Here is a 17,118-nt window from a genome sequence, read left to right as displayed (position 1 = left end):
GTGGGCCGGGACTTTGAAACACAGCCTAGTGCTCCGCCAGGACGCACCCGAAGGAGTCGGCGAGGCCCGCGAGGCCGTCCGCGGTGACGGTCAGCGCGCGCCGCTCGGCACCCCGCTCGAACCAGCCGAGGTCGATCATCCGGTCGGTCAGGGCCGCGCCGAGCGCCCCGTTCAGGTGCGGGCGGCGCTCGGTCCAGTCCAGGCAGGCGCCCGCGAACCGCCGCCTCCCGCCGCGCAGCGCGGCCACGTCGAGCCCGATCTCCGCCAACCGGTGCTCGCCCTTCTCCGTCGTCTCGTACGGAACGCCCGTCTCCACCGGACGGCCGCCGTCCGGCTCGATCATGCCGCCGTCCAGCAGCGCCGCGAACAGCGCCACCCCGGCCTCCCCGGCCAGGTGGTCGTAGCAGGTGCGGGCCGTGTGCAGCCGCCGCGCCAGCCGCGACTGCCGCAGCCCCTTCACCTCGACGCCGGGACTGATCCGGCTGAGGGCCTCGATCACCGCGGCGACCTCCTCCCCGGCCAGCCGGTAGTACCGCCACCGGCCCTGCGCGACGACGCCGACCAGGCCGCCGTCCAGCAGCTTCGCGAGGTGCGCGCTCGCGGTCTGGGGGCTCACCCCGGCGACCCGGGCGAGCTCCCCGGCCGCCAGCGGACGCCCGTCCAGCAGCGCCGTCAGCATCGCCGCCCGCGCCCGGTCGGCCATCAGCACGGCCACCGGGGCGATGTCGGAGTCGTAGACCTGGCTCATGCCCGCGAGCCTAGACGGTGGACGTTTCGACGCCCGTGGAAGCGTCCTCGCGCGCCGGCTCGCGGAATCCGGTTTGGGGAAGCGGCGCGGACACGCTAATGTTCTCTGTGTCGCCGGGGAGACCCGGACGGCAAGCGGAAGTGGCTCAGGGGTAGAGCATCACCTTGCCAAGGTGAGGGTCGCGGGTTCAAATCCCGTCTTCCGCTCTGAGAGGCCGGACACGGCCTCGCTCTGGTGGAGTGGCCGAGAGGCGAGGCAACGGCCTGCAAAGCCGTGTACACGGGTTCAAATCCCGTCTCCACCTCCAAGGGCGATTAGCTCAGTGGGAGAGCGCTACCTTGACACGGTAGAGGTCACTGGTTCAATCCCAGTATCGCCCACCACATGAATGCAGGTCAGGCCATGTGCCTGGCCTGCATTTCTCATTGCGCTCGATCAAGTGCCGGTGCGCGAAGTCGCCGGGCGTTACCGCGTCACGCCTCTCCCCCGCGGGCTTCGGACACGAACAGGCAACAGATCAAACCGCCTTCTTGTCGCGTTCACTCCGCGATGTCACATTTCGGCCGGGATGGCTGCGTGCGCGGCCCTCAGGGGGTCCCGACGCACCAGCCTTCTTGGAGGACCGGCCGTGGCCCGATCTCGTGTTGCTCTCCGACGCGTCCGCGCGCTCGCCCTGGCGGCGGGCCTGCTGACCGCCGGCCTCACCGCCGCCCCACCCGCGTTCGCCGACGGCCCCGGATCCGGGACGCCGTGGGTCGTCAGCCTCGGCGACTCCTACATCTCCGGCGAGGCGGGCCGCTGGGCGGGCAACAGCAACGACGGCGAGTCGCTGGTCGACGCGCTGGGCCCGACGGCCTACTACGACAACGCCGCCCACACGGCCGAGCAGATCACCCGGTGCCACCGCTCGCGGTCGGCCGAGGTGCACATCGGCGGCGGTGTGAACGGCATGAACCTCGCCTGCTCCGGGGCCACGACCGGCACCCACACCGACTCCAGCGGGAACTTCAAGCCCGGCATCGACTTCTACAGCAGCGGCGGGAACCAGGGCCAGGCGCTCATGCTGCAGAACTTCGCCGCGTCGCACAACGTCAGGATGGTCGTGGTGTCCATCGGCGGGAACGACTTCAGCTTCGGCCCGATCGTGCAGAAGTGCGTCACCGACTTCCTGACCTCGCCCTCGTGGCTGCCCAACTACTGCAACGACGACTCGGCGGTGACGTCCAACTTCACCTCCGCCAACGTCGCGGCGCAGCGGGCCAAGATCGCGCAGGCGTTCCGGAACGTCGCCCAGGCCATGGCGAACGCCGGGTACTCCCCGTCCTCCTACACGATCGTCGCGCAGGACTACCCGTCGCCGATCCCCGCGAGCTCGGGCTTCCGCTACTCGCAGTCGGGCTACACCCGGCAGTCGACGGGCGGCTGCGGCTTCTGGAACGCCGACGCGAACTACGCCAACTCCACCGCGCTGACGGTGATCGACCAGGCGGTGGCGGGCGCGGCGTCCGACAGCGGCCTGTCCAACCTGGTCACCCTCCGCCTGGCCTCGGCGTTCAACTCCCGGCGGCTGTGCGAGAACACCGTCGGCCTCGTGGAGGAGAAGGGCCTCAGTTCCTGGCGGAGCCCCGGCGCGGTGGACAGGACCGAGTGGATCAACCAGATCCGCACGGTGACCACCATCGGCTCGAACTACTACATCCAGGAATCCATCCACCCGAACTACTGGGGCCAGCTCGCGCTGCGCAACTGCCTGCGCCAGGCGTACAACAGCGGCTCCCCCCGAGGCGGCGCCTGCACCCGGACGGGCACCGGCACCAACGCCAACGGCGAACCCCTCATGACACTGAACTGACTTCGAGTCCTCGCCTTCCCGCGTGACGAGCCGGGGGGCTCCGGGCCGGACTGCCCACGGCCCGGAGTCGTCCACCGTCGCTGCGCCCGCAGCGTCCAGCACTGCGCACTGGTTCGACGGCACCACTGGACGGAAGGTCGTAGCCCTCGGGTGCCAAGGTTCTGACGTTCGGGCTGGAGGGCTGGCACGCGTCATGCGAATTCCGCGCGTCAGGCGACAGCGGGCCTGGTCACCTCGCTAACCTGACCGGCCTATGAGCCCCAGCACACCCGCCCGGCCGGCCCCGTACAGCACGATCATGGACGCGCTGGTGATCCTGGTCCGGGACGACCGGGTCCTGCTGGCCCGGCGCGCGGGGACCGGGTACGCCGACGGGCAGTGGAACCTGCCCTCGGGCAAGCTCGAACACGGTGAGAGCATCACCCGGGCCGCGGTCCGGGAGGCGCGGGAGGAGATCGGCGTCCACATCGCCGAACCGGACCTGGAGTTCGTCCACCTCATCCACTACCGCAGCGACACCGGCCACGCCCGGATGGGAACCTTCTTCCACGTCAGGCGATGGCAGGGCGAGCCTCACAACGCCGAGCCGGACAAGTGCTCCGGCATCGGCTGGTTCCCGCTGGACCGGCTTCCGGACGCGACCTATCCCTACACAGCCCACGGCCTGGCCGCCTTCCGTCGTGGCGTCCTGCAGAGCAACCTCGGCTGGGATCGAGCATGACGGCCTTGACCGCGGCGCCCCCGCCTCCGCACATGTGACGGCGCGCTTCTCGCTCCCGCGCGGATGCGTCCGGGGCGATGTTGGAAGGATCCGCCGGAACACACCGTGAGCAGGTGACCGTCATGGAACGAAGACTTGATCCGCTGCGGGGCGGGACGACCGTCGCGGGGTTCGCGGAGTGCCTGCGGCGGCTTCGGGCACAGGCCGGGAACCCCTCGCTCCGCCGGCTGGAGCTGTGGGGGCAGCAGAACGGCAGGCCGCTCGCGCGCAGCAGCGTGTCGGATCTGCTGAGGGGCGGACGGCTGCCGTCGCGGGAGCTGCTGCTGGCGTTCCTCGAGGCCTGCGGCGTGGACCCCGTCGAAGACACCCGGTGGCTGGCCGCATGGACGCTGCTCGCCGCCGACAGGAGCGGCGTCGCCGCCGCGCCGAAGGACCTTCCCGACCGGCTCGCCGCCGACATCCGGACGGCCGGCCTGCTCCGGCTCGGCACCACCTACCTTCCCGACTTCGAGTGGAAGCGGTTGTTCGCGACGGTCGGCGAACTGGACATCTTCGTCGTCTACGGCCAGACCTGGCGGCACCTGCACGCTCCGGAGCTGACCGAGCTCGCGCGGCGTCCGGGGGCGAGGATCCGGGTCTTCCTCGCCGACCCCGCCGACGCGCTGACCGTCCGGGTCCTGTCCGACCGTTTCGCGATCGACCCTCCGGAACTGGTCAGCCGCATCGAGAACACCAGGCGCGACTACCAGGCGCTGGCCGTGCCGGGCGGCGCCGAGGTGGACGTGCGTTACTGGCCCGGCGACCGGGCGTTCTCCTGCTACCGCTTCGACACCACCGCGGTACTCGGCCTCTACAGCCACGGCCGGTCCCGAGCCGCGGCGGTGCCGGTGCTGGTGTGCAGCGAGCCGGGCGACCTCTTCCGCTTCGTCACGAGCGAACTCCAGGCGATCGAAACCGGCAGCCGCCCCGCCCGCTGACCCGTGCCCCGCTGACCCGTGCCCCGCTGAACGCCGGTCCTCGTTCTCCGCGTCCTCGGACGCGGCGGCCTGCTCCCCCACGACTGTTCCCGCCGCGCCGTTGCGTCTCGGAAGGCGACCGTCCGGAGGTGTCCGACGGCGTCCGAGACGGGGACGGGGGGCTCGTCTTCGGCGCTCGTCCATCGCGTGTCCGCAGGGGTCGAGGAGGCGGCCGTCCGGGTGCGTCCGTCGTCCTGCCGCGACGGACGCGTTTGAGGTCACCTGGGACTCGGCTCCCAGCCGGGGCCGCTCGGACGCCGAACCGTCCGTCCACCGAACTCACCGTGCCGCGCGAGGAGGCCCGCCCATGACGCGTATCACCCGGCTGCTCACCCGACTTCGGCCGTCCGCCGAGGAACCCCCCGTGGACGCGGGGCCCCGGTTCGTCCCCTCGAGGGGCTGGGACCGCCGGTCGAAGGAGATGGCCGAGACCAGCACGCTGTCCATGGCCCGCGAGCTGCCGCGCCTGATCGGGCAGGTCGTGCGGCTCGGCTGGCGGGCCGACCGGCGCGACCTGCTCATCACGGTCGTGTGCAACGCCGTCGCGGGGGTGTTCACCGCGTTCGGACTGCTGGCGACGACCCGCGTCCTGACCGCGCTGTTCGCGGCCGGGCCGACGCCCGAGCGGGTCGGCGCGGCGGCTCCGGGGCTGGCGCTCGTGGGGGCCGCGATCACCGTCCGCGCCGCGCTGGCGCTGGTCGCGCAGTGGTCGCAGCAGCGGCTGCGTCCGCGGGTCGCGCGCATCGTCGAGCAGCGGCTGTACGAGACGACCACCGTGGTCGACCTGGCCCGCTTCGACGACAGCGACCACCAGGACGCGCTGCACCGCGCGCAGATCCGCGGACTGCAGTCCGCGTCGTCCATGGTCGACAACGCGGTCGATCTCGGCACCGCCGCCGTGGGCGTCGTCGCCGCCGCCGGGGCGCTGGGCGTCCTGCACCCGGTCCTGCTGCCGCTGCTGGTGCTGACCGCGCTCCCCGAGGCGTGGGCCGCCGTCCGCTCGGCGCGGCTGGGCTACCGCGCGCAGCTCTCGCTGATCGCCGTCCGGCGGCGCGCGTGGATCCTCTCCGACCTGATGACCGAACGCCGGCACGCGGCGGAGGTGCGGTCGTTCACGGTGCGGGCCTACCTGCTCCGCCAGTACGCCGTGCTCGCCGACCGGATCCAACGCGTCCTGGTGGGGGTCGCGCGGAGCCGGACCCTGGTCCAGGGCTACGGCGACGTGCTGCGCGGGCTCGCGACCGCCGTTCTGTATGTGGTGCTCGGGGTGCTGCTGTGGCGGAGCATGATGCCGCTGGCCGTCGCGGGGACCGCCGTCCTGGCGATCCGCACCGGTCAGCAGTCGCTGCTGAACCTCGTCCACGCGCTGAACCGCACCTACGAGGACGGCCTGTACTTCGCCGACTACCTCGCCTATGTCGAGACGGCCGGGGAGCCGTCGTCCCGCCCGGCGCCGCCCTCGGTCCCGGAGGACGACGCCGAGACACGCCGGGCCCTGCGTTCCTTCCGGGAGATCACCGTGGACCGCGTCACCTTCACCTACCCCAGCAGTGACGAGCCCACCCTGCGCGACGTGTCGGTGCGGCTGCGGCGCGGCCAGATCGTCGCGCTGGTCGGTGAGAACGGATCGGGCAAGACCACCCTCGCGAAGATCATCTCCGGGCTGTACGCGCCCGACAGCGGACAGGTCCGCTGGGACGACACCGTCGTCACCAGGCTCGACCCCGACCTCGTCCGCCGCGACATCGCGGTCGTCGCGCAGGACCACACCCACTGGCCGATGACCGCCGCCGACAACATCGTCATGGGCGACGACCTGACCGACGCCCGGGTGAGGCACCGGATGCTCGCCGCCGCGGCGGACTCCGGCGCCGACGAGATGATCGGCGCCTTCCCCCACGCGTACGAGACGCTGCTGGACAAGCGCTTCGAAGGAGGCCAGGAGCTGTCCGGCGGGCAGTGGCAGCGCCTGGCCGCCGCCCGCGGCTTCTACCGCGACGCGCCGCTCCTGGTCTGCGACGAGCCGACCGCCGCCCTGGACGCCCGCGCCGAACACCGCATGTTCGAGCGGATCCGCGTCCACGCCCGGCGCCACGGCCGGACCGTCCTGCTGATCACCCACCGCCTCGCCAGCGTCCGCCACGCCGACCACATCTACGTCCTCAGGGACGGCCGGGTCATCGAGGAGGGCGACCACCCCGCCCTGCTCGCCGCGAACGGCCTGTACGCCGAGCTGTACGACCTCCAGGCATCCGCCTACCGCCCCACCCCGAACACCCCGGCCGACGCCCTCACCGAGTGACCTCGTGCCCCGCGACCAGCCCCTCCAACCAGGCAGGCTTCACGAACACCATGGCCGCCAGGGCCTGTGCGGGGTCGCATGTTTGATCATCCAAGTCCCTTTCCCCTATCCCGGAATGCCCACGGCGGCTCGCACGGGTCGCGGACCACGGGCCCTGGCCGATGGGAGACGCCGGCGGCGGAACCTCGCCGGGTTCGCGGGGTCAGGGTTTGCGGGCTACTCCGCAGTACGCCGTGACCTCGGGTGGGAGGCCCCAGCGGTTGGGGTCGGGGCGCCAGTGGGAGACCGAGACGACACCGGGTTCGACGAGGGTGAGGCCGTGGAAGTACGCGGCGATCTGCTCGGGGGTGCGCAGGCGGTAGGGGTCTCCGGCCTCCGCCCGGGTGCGCTCGGCGTCGGCCGCGGCGTCGGGGTCCACGGCGTCGGTGCCGTCCTCCAGGACGAGGTAGCTCCCCGGCGGGAGGGCGTCGACGAGGTGGTCGCGGATCGCCATCGCCTCGTCGTCGTCCCAGATGTTCCCGAGGATGCCCAGCATCATCAGGGCGACGGGGCGGGTGAGGTCCAGGGTCCGCGCCGCCCGCCGCAGGACGGCCTCGGGGTCCCGGACGTCGGCGTCGAGGTAGTCGCACGCCCCTTCCGGGGTGCTCGACAGCAGCGCCCGGGCGTGGACCAGCACCAGCGGGTCGTTGTCGACGTAGACGACGCGGGACTCGGGGGCGGCCCGCTGCGCGACCTGGTGGATGTTGTCGGCGGTGGGCAGCCCGGTCCCGATGTCGAGGAACTGCCGGATGCCCGCCTCCTCGGTGAGGAACCTGACCGACCGTCTGAGGAACCTGCGGGAGTGCCGGGCGACGTCCACGATCGCGGGGTACACCTCGCGCACCTTCTCGCCGACCTCGCGGTCCACCGGGTAGTGGTCCTTGCCGCCCAGCCAGTAGTTCCACACGCGCGCCGAATGCGGGACGGTGGGGTCGGGCACGACGTTCGGATCGGCCATGAGTCAGTCCCTTTTCGACCGGGGTTCTCAGTGAGGGTCAACCTAGCGGTCCGACTCGCCCGAATTCACGGGTTCCGGAGAGCCGTCGCGTACGGTGGCCGCGTCGCGGCGGGCCTCGCTCGCGGCGGTACTGGCCGCCCTCGGTGACCGCGGCCCGGCGCTCGATGACGGGCAAATCGCGATCCGACTCCCACTACTTCACCGACCGTCGCTCATCCCCTCAGAGACGACACTCCCCTCAGAGACGACACTCCCCTCAGAGGCGACACTGCCCTCAGAGACGACACTCGGCTGAACCTCACCACCAGCGGTCGACGCGCCTGATGACGACCCGTGGCGCCCGTCGTCCCTCGACGGCCACCGCGGCCACGTACTCGCCCGGCATCGGCAGATCCTGCACCGTCCATGTCCCCGCGATCACACCGGTGGGATCACGCACCACTACGGCCCCGGACGCCCCCGCGGGGCCGCCCGTGGCCACCGGAAGGCGCAGCCCCTGCGTCACGCGTGCTCCCGCCGCCTTGACCACCGCCTCCTTGCGGGTCCAGAGCCGCAGGAAGGCGGTCCGGGCGTGGGACGGGTCCGCTCGGTCGACCAAAGCCGCCTCAGCAGGGGGGAAGTAGCGGGCGGAGAACGGCCGAACCGGCACTCGGGGCCGCGGTAGGTCCACGTCGACCCCGACTTCGTCACGGGAGGTCACCGCGACCAGAGCCACCTCCCCCGCGTGCGAGAGGTTGAACCGGAGCTCGGTGTCCACCCGGGCGATCCCGGGCTTCCCGTAGGGACCCCGCGTCCAGCGCAGCTCTCCCGGGGCCTCCCCAAGGTAGGCCGCGAGAATCTGCCGTAGCGTGCCGCGGGCGACGATGAGCCGACGCCGTTCACGGGCGCAGCGGCTGCGATGGAGCCTTTCCGTCTCCTCCCGGTCCAGGGTCGCCCGTAGTCGCACCACGGCCTCTGACGGCAGGTCCAGGGGGATTCTCCAGACCTCCACAGCGCCGCTCGCCGGCAGGACTTCAACCACCGGCGGCCCTCCTCGTCACTCGGCCGGGCACGGGCGCCCCCTGCTCAGACCGCGGACGAACCGGAGGGTCAGTGCCACTCCCCCGATTCCCGCGAGATTGAAGAGCGCGATCGTGGTGTACAGGGCGCCGGGAGCGTCGAGCCACCGGGCCAGCAGGCCGCCCAGTCCGACGATCCCGACCGTGTAGGCGGCGTTCATGCCGAGCACCAGGGCGCCTCCTCCGATCTGCTCGATGGCCGTGACGGCGACCAGGACCATGCCGAAGACCAGGTAGGTGGGGGCGACGACGCCGAGGAAGCGGACGCCTTCCTCAGCCACCCGGGTGTCCCCTGCCAGCAGCACGCCGAGGACCTCCCTCCCGAGCCAGACGGCCGGGGCGAGGACCGCGTACATCACGAAGGCCACCTGGAGCCCGGCCCTCAGCGTGTCCTCCAGCCACGGCAGCTTCCCGGCGCCGCGCTGCTGGTTCATGACGATCGCCGTAGCCGATCCGAGCGCGATCGCCGGGATGACGACCAGGCTCTGCACGACGGCACCGACCGCGAATCCATCGCGGACATCTCGGCCGAACGGGCCGAGTACCCACAACAGGGCCAGGTTCATCGCGAAGAGGACCAGGTAGGAGGCGCCGACCGGCAGTCCCACCGACACCAGGCGCCCGATGGCGTCCGGCCGCCACCCGAGCGGCCGTCCCCACAGGCCCGCCCGGCGCAGGTGCACCAGGCCGAGAACGGTCCCGGACAGCCCGGCGAGGGCCGTCGCCACCGGCACCGCCATGATCCCGAGACCACTGCCGGGGCCGAGGGCTGCGACGGCGCCGATCTCGACCACGGCGTTGGTCACAGTGATCGACGCCGCCGCCCGGGGCCTTCCCGTTCCGCGCAGGCAGGACGCGGCCAGAACCGACCCGGGCAGGGCGAGGTGGGCGATCGCCATCCAGCGCAGGAACGCCTCGAATCGCGGCCCCACCGCCGGCTCCACATGCAGGACGCCGGTCAGGACGGGGGCCGCCGCCGCGACCAGAACGCAGATGGCCACCGCGAGGCCGACCCAGATCCCCAGCAGGCTGACCGCGTGGGAAGGCACGTACCGATCGGTCCCCCGCCCGAAATGGAACGCGGCGCCGGCCTGGTTGCTGAGGTCGAAGGCCATCTGGAGCGCGAGGAAGAGGAAGGCCAGCGGAGTGTAGAGGGCTCGGATCGTCAGTTCGTCGGCACCCAACCGCGAGACCAGGGCCAAAACCACAGTCGGTACCAGCACCCCGGCCGTTCCGGCCAGCATCATGGGTCCGGCGAGCCTGCGGATCTCGCGGCGCCTTCTCCCGCGGCCCGGTTCCTCACGGCCCGCCTCCTCACCGCCCACCAGGGCGGGACCCGCGTCAGCCACGGTGCAGACGGCCCTGGAGCAGGCCGGTGAAGAGGTTGAGCTTCTGGATGTTGCCCGTGCCTTCCATGAACTCGACGGCGCGGGCGTCCCTGGCGAGCTTGTCCAGAAGCGGATGCTCCAGCCGGGCGCCGGCTCCGAAGAAGCCGAGCGCCTCCATGGTCGCGTCCTCGGCGAGTCGGGACGCCTTCGCCTTCGCGGCGGAGGCCTCGTACCCCGCGCTCGGACGGGCGGCGTCGACCGCGAGGGCGGCCCGCCAGATCAGCTGGCGGACGCCGGTGATGCGGCGGCCGAGGTCGTCCAGCCGTTCCCGGTCCCGAAGCGGGAGGCCGGGCCGGTTCTCCCGGACGTACTCATACGCCGAACGGGCGATGCCCAGCCCGAACGCGGCGACCCCGGGGCGGAGCCGGTTCAGCCCTTGGACGGCACTCCACATGCCCCGCTGCGTGGGCCGCAGATGCTGGCCGAGGACGTTTCCCGCAGAGATCCGCACTCTGTCCAGCGTCACGTTCGTGATGCGCAGACCACGGAGTCCGATGGTTTCGAGGGGCTCGGCGGTGAACCCGGGGTCGGACGTTTCGGCGAGGACCGCGGTGACCCCGAGCGGACCGGGCCGGGTCCGGGCGAAGACGACACCGATGTCGGCGCGGGCGGCGTTGCCGATGTACCTCTTACGGCCGTTCAACACATAACCGTCACCGTCCGGCGCGAGGGTGGTCTCCATCGCCCCGGCGTCAGAGCCGCGCGCGGGCTCGGTCAACGCGAAGAACGTCCAGGTGGGGCGCTGGAGGATACGGCTGTAGAACCACTCCTTCTGCCGTTCGTCGCCCAGTGAGTCGACCAGGACACCCGACATCACCGGGCCCGGCGCGGCCAGCAGCATCCCGGCGTCACCGACCGCCACCTCCTCGGCGAAGACGACTCGTTCCAGCGTTCCGGTGCCATAGAACCTGTGCCCGTCGATGACCACCGGGTCGGGGTTGTGTCGCGGGGGGACCGGCATCCGGGTCAGGTACGACACGATCGCCACGTCGAGGTGGCGGTAGATCGCGTCCGGGTCCCCGTCCAGCTCCAAGGCCAGTGGCTTGAGCTCCCGGGCCCACTCGCGGGCGCGTCGCTGGATCGCCCTCGTCCGGTCGTCCAGCTCGATCATCGTGGGCCGCCTTCCGCCGGTGGACCGACATAGACATCCGCGAGCAACTCCGACACCCAGGCGACCTGGCCCGGACCATCGGCCAGGAACCCGTAGGCGCCGAGCAGCCGGAGGAGCATCCGGTCGGCACGGGTGATCTGGGCGTGCAGGTGGACCGTCGCCGCGATGTCGAGGTCACCGGGGAGGGCGCCGTCCATCATGGTCTCGATCTCGAGATGCTCGATGGCCACCTCCGCGAGCGATCCCTTGACCATCTGCTGGTTGAGCAGTGTGCCGGCACCGGTGACGCGGCCCCTGAGGTAGGTCATGCAGGTGTCCAGCATCTGTTCCGAGAGGCCGAGGCGCACCCAGGCCAGGCCCAGCGTCCACGCCCGTACCGGTGCCCGGTGAACGTCCACCGGCGCCTCGTCCCTCCTCCGGAGCGCGACCAGGACACCGCCGGATACGGCGATTTCAGTCAGCCTGTCCTCCCGGTCCGCGGCGCGGGGAGCCCCGCTGCCGTCGGCCCAGCCGTGGTCGAAGGTCTCGGCGATGTCCTCCGGGACCAGCGCGTGCCCCGCCGGTCCGCACGGCAGGGCTTCCGGGCAGACGGCCGTCCGCAGCGCGGTCAGAGCGGGAACCACCCCCGCTCCACGGGCGAGCCCCCGCAGTCTCCTCCATGTGCCTGTGACCGTTTCGGTGTCGGGCGTCTCCAGACTCGTCACAGGGCCTCCTCCAAGTCCATGCTGCTCAGACACAGGTACCGCTGGGCGCGGTCGTAGTCCGCGACGACGAGGTGGTCGGGGCCGCGCGCGGCGAGGCGCGGCAGCGAGGCGGCGAGCGCGGACCATGGACCGGTACAGGGACGCCCCTCGGGCGCCCAGATCACTTCGGTGAACCGTCCCGGCGCGATCCAGTCCGGCTCGATGCCCTCCCCTGCCACCAGTACGGCAGAGGTCTCGCCCTCGGCGTTGAGGTGGGCGGGGACCTCCTCAGGGGCGACGTCCGCCCGCTGGTGGACGGCCGGCTCTCCGGCGGGCCCGGTGGGGCCGAGAAGCAGGCCGACCGCGCAGTCGTGCTCGGGGACGCCGTCGGCCCCGGTCACGTCGTAGGGAAAGGTCCGCTGGTCCAGGACGACGACCAGGGCATGACGGAAGCCGCTGACCTTGGCGTACTCGGTGACCAGCCGCAGCGCTGTGAAGGGTCCGGCGGCCCCCTGGTCGGAGAGGTTGAAGGCCAGTGCGTCGCCGGGCGCGACGTCGGTGAGGTGACAGGACGGCGACCGGCGCGGGTCGGCGTCCGGCACGCTGTTGACCACCAGGATCATGTCGAGCGGGTCCTTGAGCGGCCCGAGCGCGGCCAGCAGTGCCTGGCTCATCTCGGTGAAGGTGTTGCGTCGCCCCTGGGCGAGCACCTCCGCGCGCAGTTCCCTCCGATAGGGACGGAGCAGGTCCGTCTGCATCCGTTCCAGACTCGGTTCCATCGGGTCGGGGTGGAACGGCTGCCCCGCCCCGAACGTCAGGCTCAGGAGACGTGACAGGCGGAGGGGCGTCCGAGCGGCCGGATCGAGGGCCCCCGGGCCAGGGGCCGTGGCGAGGTACATCGGCGGCTACGCTTCGGCCAGATCGGGCACCTGCTCGACCACCTGCGTCTCCACGAACGCGGCGAGGGTGCCCACCGACTCGAAGTGGTGCTGTTCGAGGGAGTCGGTGTCGAACTCGATCCCGAGCTCCTCCTCGATCGTCATGAGCAGCCCGAGCACCGTGGTGGAGTCGAGCCCCAGCTCGTCGAAGAGAGTGCTGTCCTCACCGATCGTGCGGGGGTCGAGTCGGGTCGCCTCGGCGAGCGCGGCCACGATCGTGCCGACCACCCTGCCGTGCAGGTCGGCGGCGTTACCCGGGGTCGTGTTCTCCATCAGAAGGTCACCTTTCGTGTGCAGGGGCTTCACGGGACGATGTCGGTCGCGTTCCGCGCCGCGGGGTCCGGCTCGGCCGGGTCGTAGAGGCGCTGCCGGGCCATGAGGTCTTCGGGGAGGTCTCGTTCGCGGATCAGATGCGGCCTGCCCTCGTGGACGAGCACCTCGGCGGGATAGCCGTGGCTGAGGAAGAGGACGGGTGAGGCGGTGGGGCCGTACGCCCCGGACCGCAGTACGCCGATCAGGTCACCGGCGCGCACTGGCGGGAGCGGCACTTTCTTACCGAGGGTGTCGTTGGGCGTGCACAGCGGTCCGGTTATGTTCCAGTCCTCGGTGGCGGGCTCGTCGAGCCGGTTGAGCACCGCCATCGGGAAGTTGCGCTTCACGAAGGAGCCGATGCCCACGGCGGCCATGTGGTGGTTGGTGCCGCCGTCGGCGACCGCGAACCGCTCGCCCATGGAGGTCTTCACATAGCGGACGGCGACCACGTAGGTGCCGGACTCGGCCGTGAGGTACCGCCCCACCTCCATGATCAGTCGTGTGCCGGGGTGCCGGGCGGTGAATCCGGCGATCACGGGGTCGAGCTTCCCGGCCAGCACGGCAGGATCCAGGCCGGTCTCGCCGGAGAAGTAGTCGACGCCCAGCCCGCCTCCGACGTCGACCATCCGCAGGGGCACGGCCAGGTGGGCGGCGACCCTTTCGGCCAGTTCCAGAATGCGGGTGGTGTTCTCCACCACCACGTCCTCTTCGAGGATGCGGGTGCCCATGTAGACGTGCACGCCGATGACCTCCACGCCGGGGAACCGCCCGGCGAGGCCGGCCTCGGCGAACACCTGCTCTTCGTCGATGCCGAACTGCCGGGGCTTCCCTCCCATCGCCAGCCCGGACCGTTTGACCGCGAAGCTCGGGTTGATCCGCAGCGCGACCGGGGCCCGCACGCCGCGGTCGCGGGCCAGCTCGTCCACCAGCGCCAGTTCGGGGAAGGACTCACAGACGATCGCGAAGACGCCCTCGTCCAGGCAGGCCGCGAGTTCCTGGCGGCTCTTTCCCGGCCCGAGGAAGATGATGTCCTCCGGCGCGACGCCGGCACGACGCGCCGTCCGCAGCTCCACCAGCGAGGAGATCTCCGCGCGGGCGCCGAACGACCGCAGGAGGGCGCAGACCGAGACGTTGGGGTTGGCCTTCAGCGAGTAGAAGATCTCGACCGCCGAGTGCAGCCGGCGGCGCAGACCGTGGAAACGGTCGTGCAGGACCTGCCCGTCGTAGACGAAGAAGGGTGTGCCGTATCTGCGGGCGAGGTCGGACACCGGTACGCCCTGCACCTGGTACTCACGCGGCATCGGACGAGGTCCCTTCTCGGAGAGCCGCCAGCCGGCGGGTGATCTCGCCGTCCAGTGCGGTCAGCTGCGCGTCCGAGGACGCGATGACCACGCCGTACAGGCGGCCGGCGAACGACTCGCCCGGCCCGGCGGTGGAGGACGCGCCGACCGCTGCCGCGCCGTCCTCCGGCGCCGCCGCGTTGACCGTCGCGTGATTGTTGACCAGCAGTCCCGTTCCGGAGGCGTGGGTGAACAGCAGGTCGGTCAGCAGGTCGCGCAACCGGCCGAACGGCAGCGGGCGGGTGAGCCGCAGCGGGTACTGCCGGGCCAGTGCCGTCCTCCCTCCCCACCCCTCCAGGAACGCCTCCTGGATGGCGGCCTGGTAGGTCGACATGTTGTTCCGGGCGTTGATCTCGACCACCGGATAGAGACCGCCGTCCGGATCGACCATCGCGTCGACGCCCACCACTCCGTAGTAGCCGTCCGCGGCCAGCTTCTCGCCGAGGCGGTGGGAGACGTCCTTCAGCTCGGCGACCTGGTGCTCGGCGAGCCGCGCGGGGATACGGTGGCCCTTGTGCACCCCTGACTCTGTCAATGCCTCCTTGACGAAGTCGAAGTGCACGCTGCCGCCACGGCCCACGGTGAACTGGTAGTTCAGGTCGGCGCGCTTGTCGACCCACTCCTCCACGACGACACCGAGCCGGTCGCCGCCCGCCCGCCGCACGTTTCTGCTGATCATGCGAAGCAACCGGTCCAGCCGGGGTTCGGCCTCGACGAGTTCGATGCCCTTGCCGGAGACGCCGAAAGCGTCCTTGACGACGACGCGCCGCCCGGCGGCCAGCAGGGTGCGCGCCGCGCCGAACGCCTCCTCCATCTCGGCGACGTCGTCACAGGTCCAGCCGCGCGCCTGGCGGACGCCGAGAGCGTCGGCCAGTCGCCGACTGTAGATCTTGCTGTTGACGGCCTTGCAGACGGCGGCGGAGGGCGCGGCGAGCGGGAGGCCGGCCGCTCCGGCCAGCTGCTCCTCCAGTTCCGACACCCCGTGGGGGCTGAGGACGGCGCCCCGGGCGCCCAGCTCGCCCAGCTCGGCGCACAACCCGGGGTCGTCGAGCGCATCCTCGGTGACCAGCTTGCGGGGGTCGTGGCGGGAAGGCGTGAGGACGGCCGGCATCTCGAAGCCCAGCGTTTCCAGGTAGGCCAGGAAGTCGGCGTCGGGGTCGGCCTTCAGCAGGACGTGGTCCCCCTTGGCCGCCAACAGCAGGGCGAACTCGTCCATCCTGTTGACGATCACGTTGTCGGACCCGAAGGCGAGGCGCGGCAGTCCGACCTCTCCGCGCGCCCACCGGTCCTCCACCTCGAAGTTGCCGAGGAGGACCAGACTCGTGGTGGTTTCGCCGGTCAGAGCCGACTTCAGCCGCTCGTTGAAATCCACTGACTCTCCTCAGTGCTCGAAGACCATCGCCGAGAAGGTCGCCCCGAGCCCGACCGTGGCCAGCAGGTAGCGGTCTCCGGAGTGGAGCCGGCCCAGTTCCACGGCCGTCTGGTAGTTGATGAAGGGATCGGCGCAGAAGCAGTGACCGGTGACCGGGATGTTGTCCAGGAACACCCGGTCGAGCGGAAGCCCGAGGCCCTTGGCCAGCCGGACCCAGGACACCCGGTTGACGTTGTGCGGGAGCACCAGGGCGATGTCGTCGAGAGCCAGCCCCGCCGCCTCGACGGCGGCCAGCATCACCTCGGCCAGCGAGTCGGCGTAGATCTGCCGGAACTCGGTGAACAGCGCGTCGGCGAGCGACAGGCACTCGTAGAAGCGGCCGATCGTTCGTGTGGCGTATCCGAGCATCCGGTCCCGATCGCCGCGGATCCCCACCAGGACGGCGGCGGCCCCCTCGCCGTTGATGGCGGTGCCCGGGACCGTCCGCGCGGCACGCGTGAACGTCTTCTCTCCGGTGAGGACCAGGGCCAGGCCGTCCGGGTGGCCGTCAGCGCCCAGCAGCTTGCCGCACAGATCGACCGCGAGGAGCCCGGACGCGCACGCGTGGTGGGTCAGCGCGAACGCCTGCGCGTGGCGCAGTCCGAGCGCGTCCCGCACCTCGTGGACGGGGTTGACGGGGTGCGGGACGACGACCGGCATGGTCCGTGCCTGCACCACGTACCGGACATGGTGCTCCCGTCCGCGCAGGGTGGTGAGTTTCCCGGCGGCCGCCAGCAGCAGATCGGTGAGGGTGCCCCCGGGTTCCCGGCGGACTTCCGACAGCCCGTAGAACCGCTGGAAGACCTTCGCCTCGTCGGGGCCGAGCCCCAGCTCCTCGGTCATGTCGCTCACGGGGACCCGTTCGGACGGCAGGTACGCTGCCACGTCCTCCAGGGACGTCATCCGGCGTCCTGCGGTCGGCGGGCGTCGGTCAGCATGCCCTCGACGTGCGCGGCCAGAGCCTCGATCGTCGGATGGTCCCACGCCACGGTGGGCTCGAGGACGAGTCCGAGACGGTCCTCGATATCGCCGCAGAGGCTCAGCGCGTAGACGGAGTCAAGGCCGTAGCTGGTCAGATTGGCCGACGGGTCGATCTCAGCGGGCTCGCGCTGCGCGTAGTGGGCGACGCGCTCGCGCAACCAATGCCCCAGTCCCGGCTCCAGCGGATCAGATTCCGAACCGTTCATCACACTCTCCTTGTCGTGACGGGCGGAGCCGCCCGGAGGCGCCACTGACGCGGC

The 17,118-nt window shown here is 71.3% G+C and carries 16 protein-coding genes and 3 tRNA genes; 7 read left to right on the top strand and 12 right to left on the bottom strand.

Annotated elements, in window-relative coordinates; translation table 11 throughout:
* Positions 1-25: 25 nt before the first annotated feature.
* The gene (locus DZF91_RS09595; RefSeq protein WP_117357119.1) at positions 26-748 is read right to left on the bottom strand and encodes an ArsR/SmtB family transcription factor; all 723 of its coding nucleotides are present in this window, start codon (positions 746-748) and stop codon (positions 26-28) included.
* 134 nt (positions 749-882) lie between these two features.
* Between DZF91_RS09595 and DZF91_RS09590 the strand changes: the two genes are divergently transcribed.
* The 7 genes from DZF91_RS09590 to DZF91_RS09560 all read left to right on the top strand — a co-directional run bounded on the left by DZF91_RS09590 (position 883) and on the right by DZF91_RS09560 (position 6,639).
* Positions 883-954 (top strand) — tRNA-Gly (locus tag DZF91_RS09590).
* Between the two features lie 27 nt (positions 955-981).
* Positions 982-1,055, top strand: a tRNA-Cys gene (locus tag DZF91_RS09585).
* Position 1,056: 1 nt separating this feature from the next.
* Positions 1,057-1,131: transfer RNA gene (locus DZF91_RS09580), tRNA-Val, on the top strand.
* Positions 1,132-1,376: 245 nt separating this feature from the next.
* The gene (locus tag DZF91_RS09575; protein WP_199486520.1) at positions 1,377-2,600 is read left to right on the top strand and encodes an SGNH/GDSL hydrolase family protein; all 1,224 of its coding nucleotides are present in this window, start codon (positions 1,377-1,379) and stop codon (positions 2,598-2,600) included.
* 253 nt (positions 2,601-2,853) lie between these two features.
* A complete protein-coding gene (locus DZF91_RS09570) occupies positions 2,854-3,321 on the top strand; it encodes an NUDIX hydrolase (RefSeq protein WP_117357118.1) in 468 nt (155 codons plus the stop codon).
* Positions 3,322-3,443: 122 nt separating this feature from the next.
* Positions 3,444-4,298, top strand: coding sequence for a helix-turn-helix domain-containing protein (locus DZF91_RS09565; protein ID WP_147341082.1), 855 nt, complete (start codon positions 3,444-3,446; stop codon positions 4,296-4,298).
* A 346-nt stretch (positions 4,299-4,644) separates the two neighbouring features.
* Positions 4,645-6,639: an ABC transporter ATP-binding protein gene (locus tag DZF91_RS09560; RefSeq protein ID WP_117357116.1), complete on the top strand. Its 1,995-nt coding sequence runs from the start codon at positions 4,645-4,647 to the stop codon at positions 6,637-6,639.
* A 202-nt stretch (positions 6,640-6,841) separates the two neighbouring features.
* Here DZF91_RS09560 and DZF91_RS09555 read toward each other — a convergent pair whose 3' ends face one another.
* From DZF91_RS09555 to DZF91_RS09505, 11 genes are all read right to left on the bottom strand, one after another.
* A complete protein-coding gene (locus DZF91_RS09555; RefSeq protein ID WP_117357115.1) occupies positions 6,842-7,636 on the bottom strand; it encodes an SAM-dependent methyltransferase in 795 nt (264 codons plus the stop codon).
* A 298-nt stretch (positions 7,637-7,934) separates the two neighbouring features.
* Positions 7,935-8,657, bottom strand: coding sequence for a 4'-phosphopantetheinyl transferase family protein (locus tag DZF91_RS09550; RefSeq protein ID WP_117357114.1), 723 nt, complete (start codon positions 8,655-8,657; stop codon positions 7,935-7,937).
* A gap of 15 nt (positions 8,658-8,672) precedes the next feature.
* The gene (locus DZF91_RS09545) at positions 8,673-10,043 is read right to left on the bottom strand and encodes an MATE family efflux transporter (RefSeq protein ID WP_147341081.1); all 1,371 of its coding nucleotides are present in this window, start codon (positions 10,041-10,043) and stop codon (positions 8,673-8,675) included.
* Positions 10,036-11,193: an acyl-CoA dehydrogenase family protein gene (locus DZF91_RS09540; protein ID WP_117357112.1), complete on the bottom strand. Its 1,158-nt coding sequence runs from the start codon at positions 11,191-11,193 to the stop codon at positions 10,036-10,038. Before DZF91_RS09540 ends, DZF91_RS09545 begins: the two co-directional genes overlap by 8 nt.
* Entirely contained in the window at positions 11,190-11,816 is a 627-nt protein-coding gene (locus tag DZF91_RS09535) for a hypothetical protein (protein ID WP_117357111.1), read from the bottom strand. The genes DZF91_RS09540 and DZF91_RS09535 overlap by 4 nt, the downstream gene beginning before the upstream one ends.
* A gap of 77 nt (positions 11,817-11,893) precedes the next feature.
* Complete coding sequence (locus tag DZF91_RS09530; protein WP_117357110.1) at positions 11,894-12,634, bottom strand: hypothetical protein; 741 nt, start codon at positions 12,632-12,634, stop codon at positions 11,894-11,896.
* A gap of 147 nt (positions 12,635-12,781) precedes the next feature.
* A complete protein-coding gene (locus tag DZF91_RS09525; RefSeq protein WP_117357109.1) occupies positions 12,782-13,087 on the bottom strand; it encodes an acyl carrier protein in 306 nt (101 codons plus the stop codon).
* A gap of 29 nt (positions 13,088-13,116) precedes the next feature.
* Entirely contained in the window at positions 13,117-14,427 is a 1,311-nt protein-coding gene (locus tag DZF91_RS09520) for a type III PLP-dependent enzyme (protein WP_117357108.1), read from the bottom strand.
* Positions 14,417-15,838 (bottom strand): preATP grasp domain-containing protein, encoded by a 1,422-nt coding sequence (locus DZF91_RS09515; protein WP_199486519.1) that lies wholly within the window; start codon positions 15,836-15,838, stop codon positions 14,417-14,419. Before DZF91_RS09515 ends, DZF91_RS09520 begins: the two co-directional genes overlap by 11 nt.
* A 9-nt stretch (positions 15,839-15,847) precedes the next feature.
* Positions 15,848-16,780 carry a 3-oxoacyl-[acyl-carrier-protein] synthase III C-terminal domain-containing protein gene (locus tag DZF91_RS09510; protein ID WP_117357107.1) on the bottom strand — a complete coding sequence of 311 codons (933 nt, stop codon included), beginning with the start codon at positions 16,778-16,780 and terminating at the stop codon, positions 15,848-15,850.
* Positions 16,777-17,064, bottom strand: coding sequence for an acyl carrier protein (locus DZF91_RS09505; protein ID WP_117357106.1), 288 nt, complete (start codon positions 17,062-17,064; stop codon positions 16,777-16,779). Before DZF91_RS09505 ends, DZF91_RS09510 begins: the two co-directional genes overlap by 4 nt.
* Positions 17,065-17,118 lie beyond the last annotated feature (54 nt).

The organism is Actinomadura logoneensis (genome assembly GCF_003428695.1).
GTDB lineage: Bacteria > Actinomycetota > Actinomycetes > Streptosporangiales > Streptosporangiaceae > Spirillospora > Spirillospora logoneensis.
Note: the sequence above shows the minus strand (reverse complement) of the source record. Positions and strands in the feature narration are given on the sequence as shown.

Coding starts and splice junctions, on each gene's coding strand:
- DZF91_RS09595 (WP_117357119.1), bottom strand. CDS start 748: ATGAGCCAGGTCTACGACTCCGACATCGCCCCGGTGGCCGTGCTGATG.
- DZF91_RS09540 (WP_117357112.1), bottom strand. CDS start 11,193: ATGATCGAGCTGGACGACCGGACGAGGGCGATCCAGCGACGCGCCCGC.
- DZF91_RS09570 (WP_117357118.1), top strand. CDS start 2,854: ATGAGCCCCAGCACACCCGCCCGGCCGGCCCCGTACAGCACGATCATG.
- DZF91_RS09565 (WP_147341082.1), top strand. CDS start 3,444: ATGGAACGAAGACTTGATCCGCTGCGGGGCGGGACGACCGTCGCGGGG.
- DZF91_RS09555 (WP_117357115.1), bottom strand. CDS start 7,636: ATGGCCGATCCGAACGTCGTGCCCGACCCCACCGTCCCGCATTCGGCG.
- DZF91_RS09510 (WP_117357107.1), bottom strand. CDS start 16,780: ATGACGTCCCTGGAGGACGTGGCAGCGTACCTGCCGTCCGAACGGGTC.
- DZF91_RS09520 (WP_117357108.1), bottom strand. CDS start 14,427: ATGCCGCGTGAGTACCAGGTGCAGGGCGTACCGGTGTCCGACCTCGCC.
- DZF91_RS09560 (WP_117357116.1), top strand. CDS start 4,645: ATGACGCGTATCACCCGGCTGCTCACCCGACTTCGGCCGTCCGCCGAG.
- DZF91_RS09505 (WP_117357106.1), bottom strand. CDS start 17,064: ATGAACGGTTCGGAATCTGATCCGCTGGAGCCGGGACTGGGGCATTGG.
- DZF91_RS09525 (WP_117357109.1), bottom strand. CDS start 13,087: ATGGAGAACACGACCCCGGGTAACGCCGCCGACCTGCACGGCAGGGTG.
- DZF91_RS09530 (WP_117357110.1), bottom strand. CDS start 12,634: ATGCAGACGGACCTGCTCCGTCCCTATCGGAGGGAACTGCGCGCGGAG.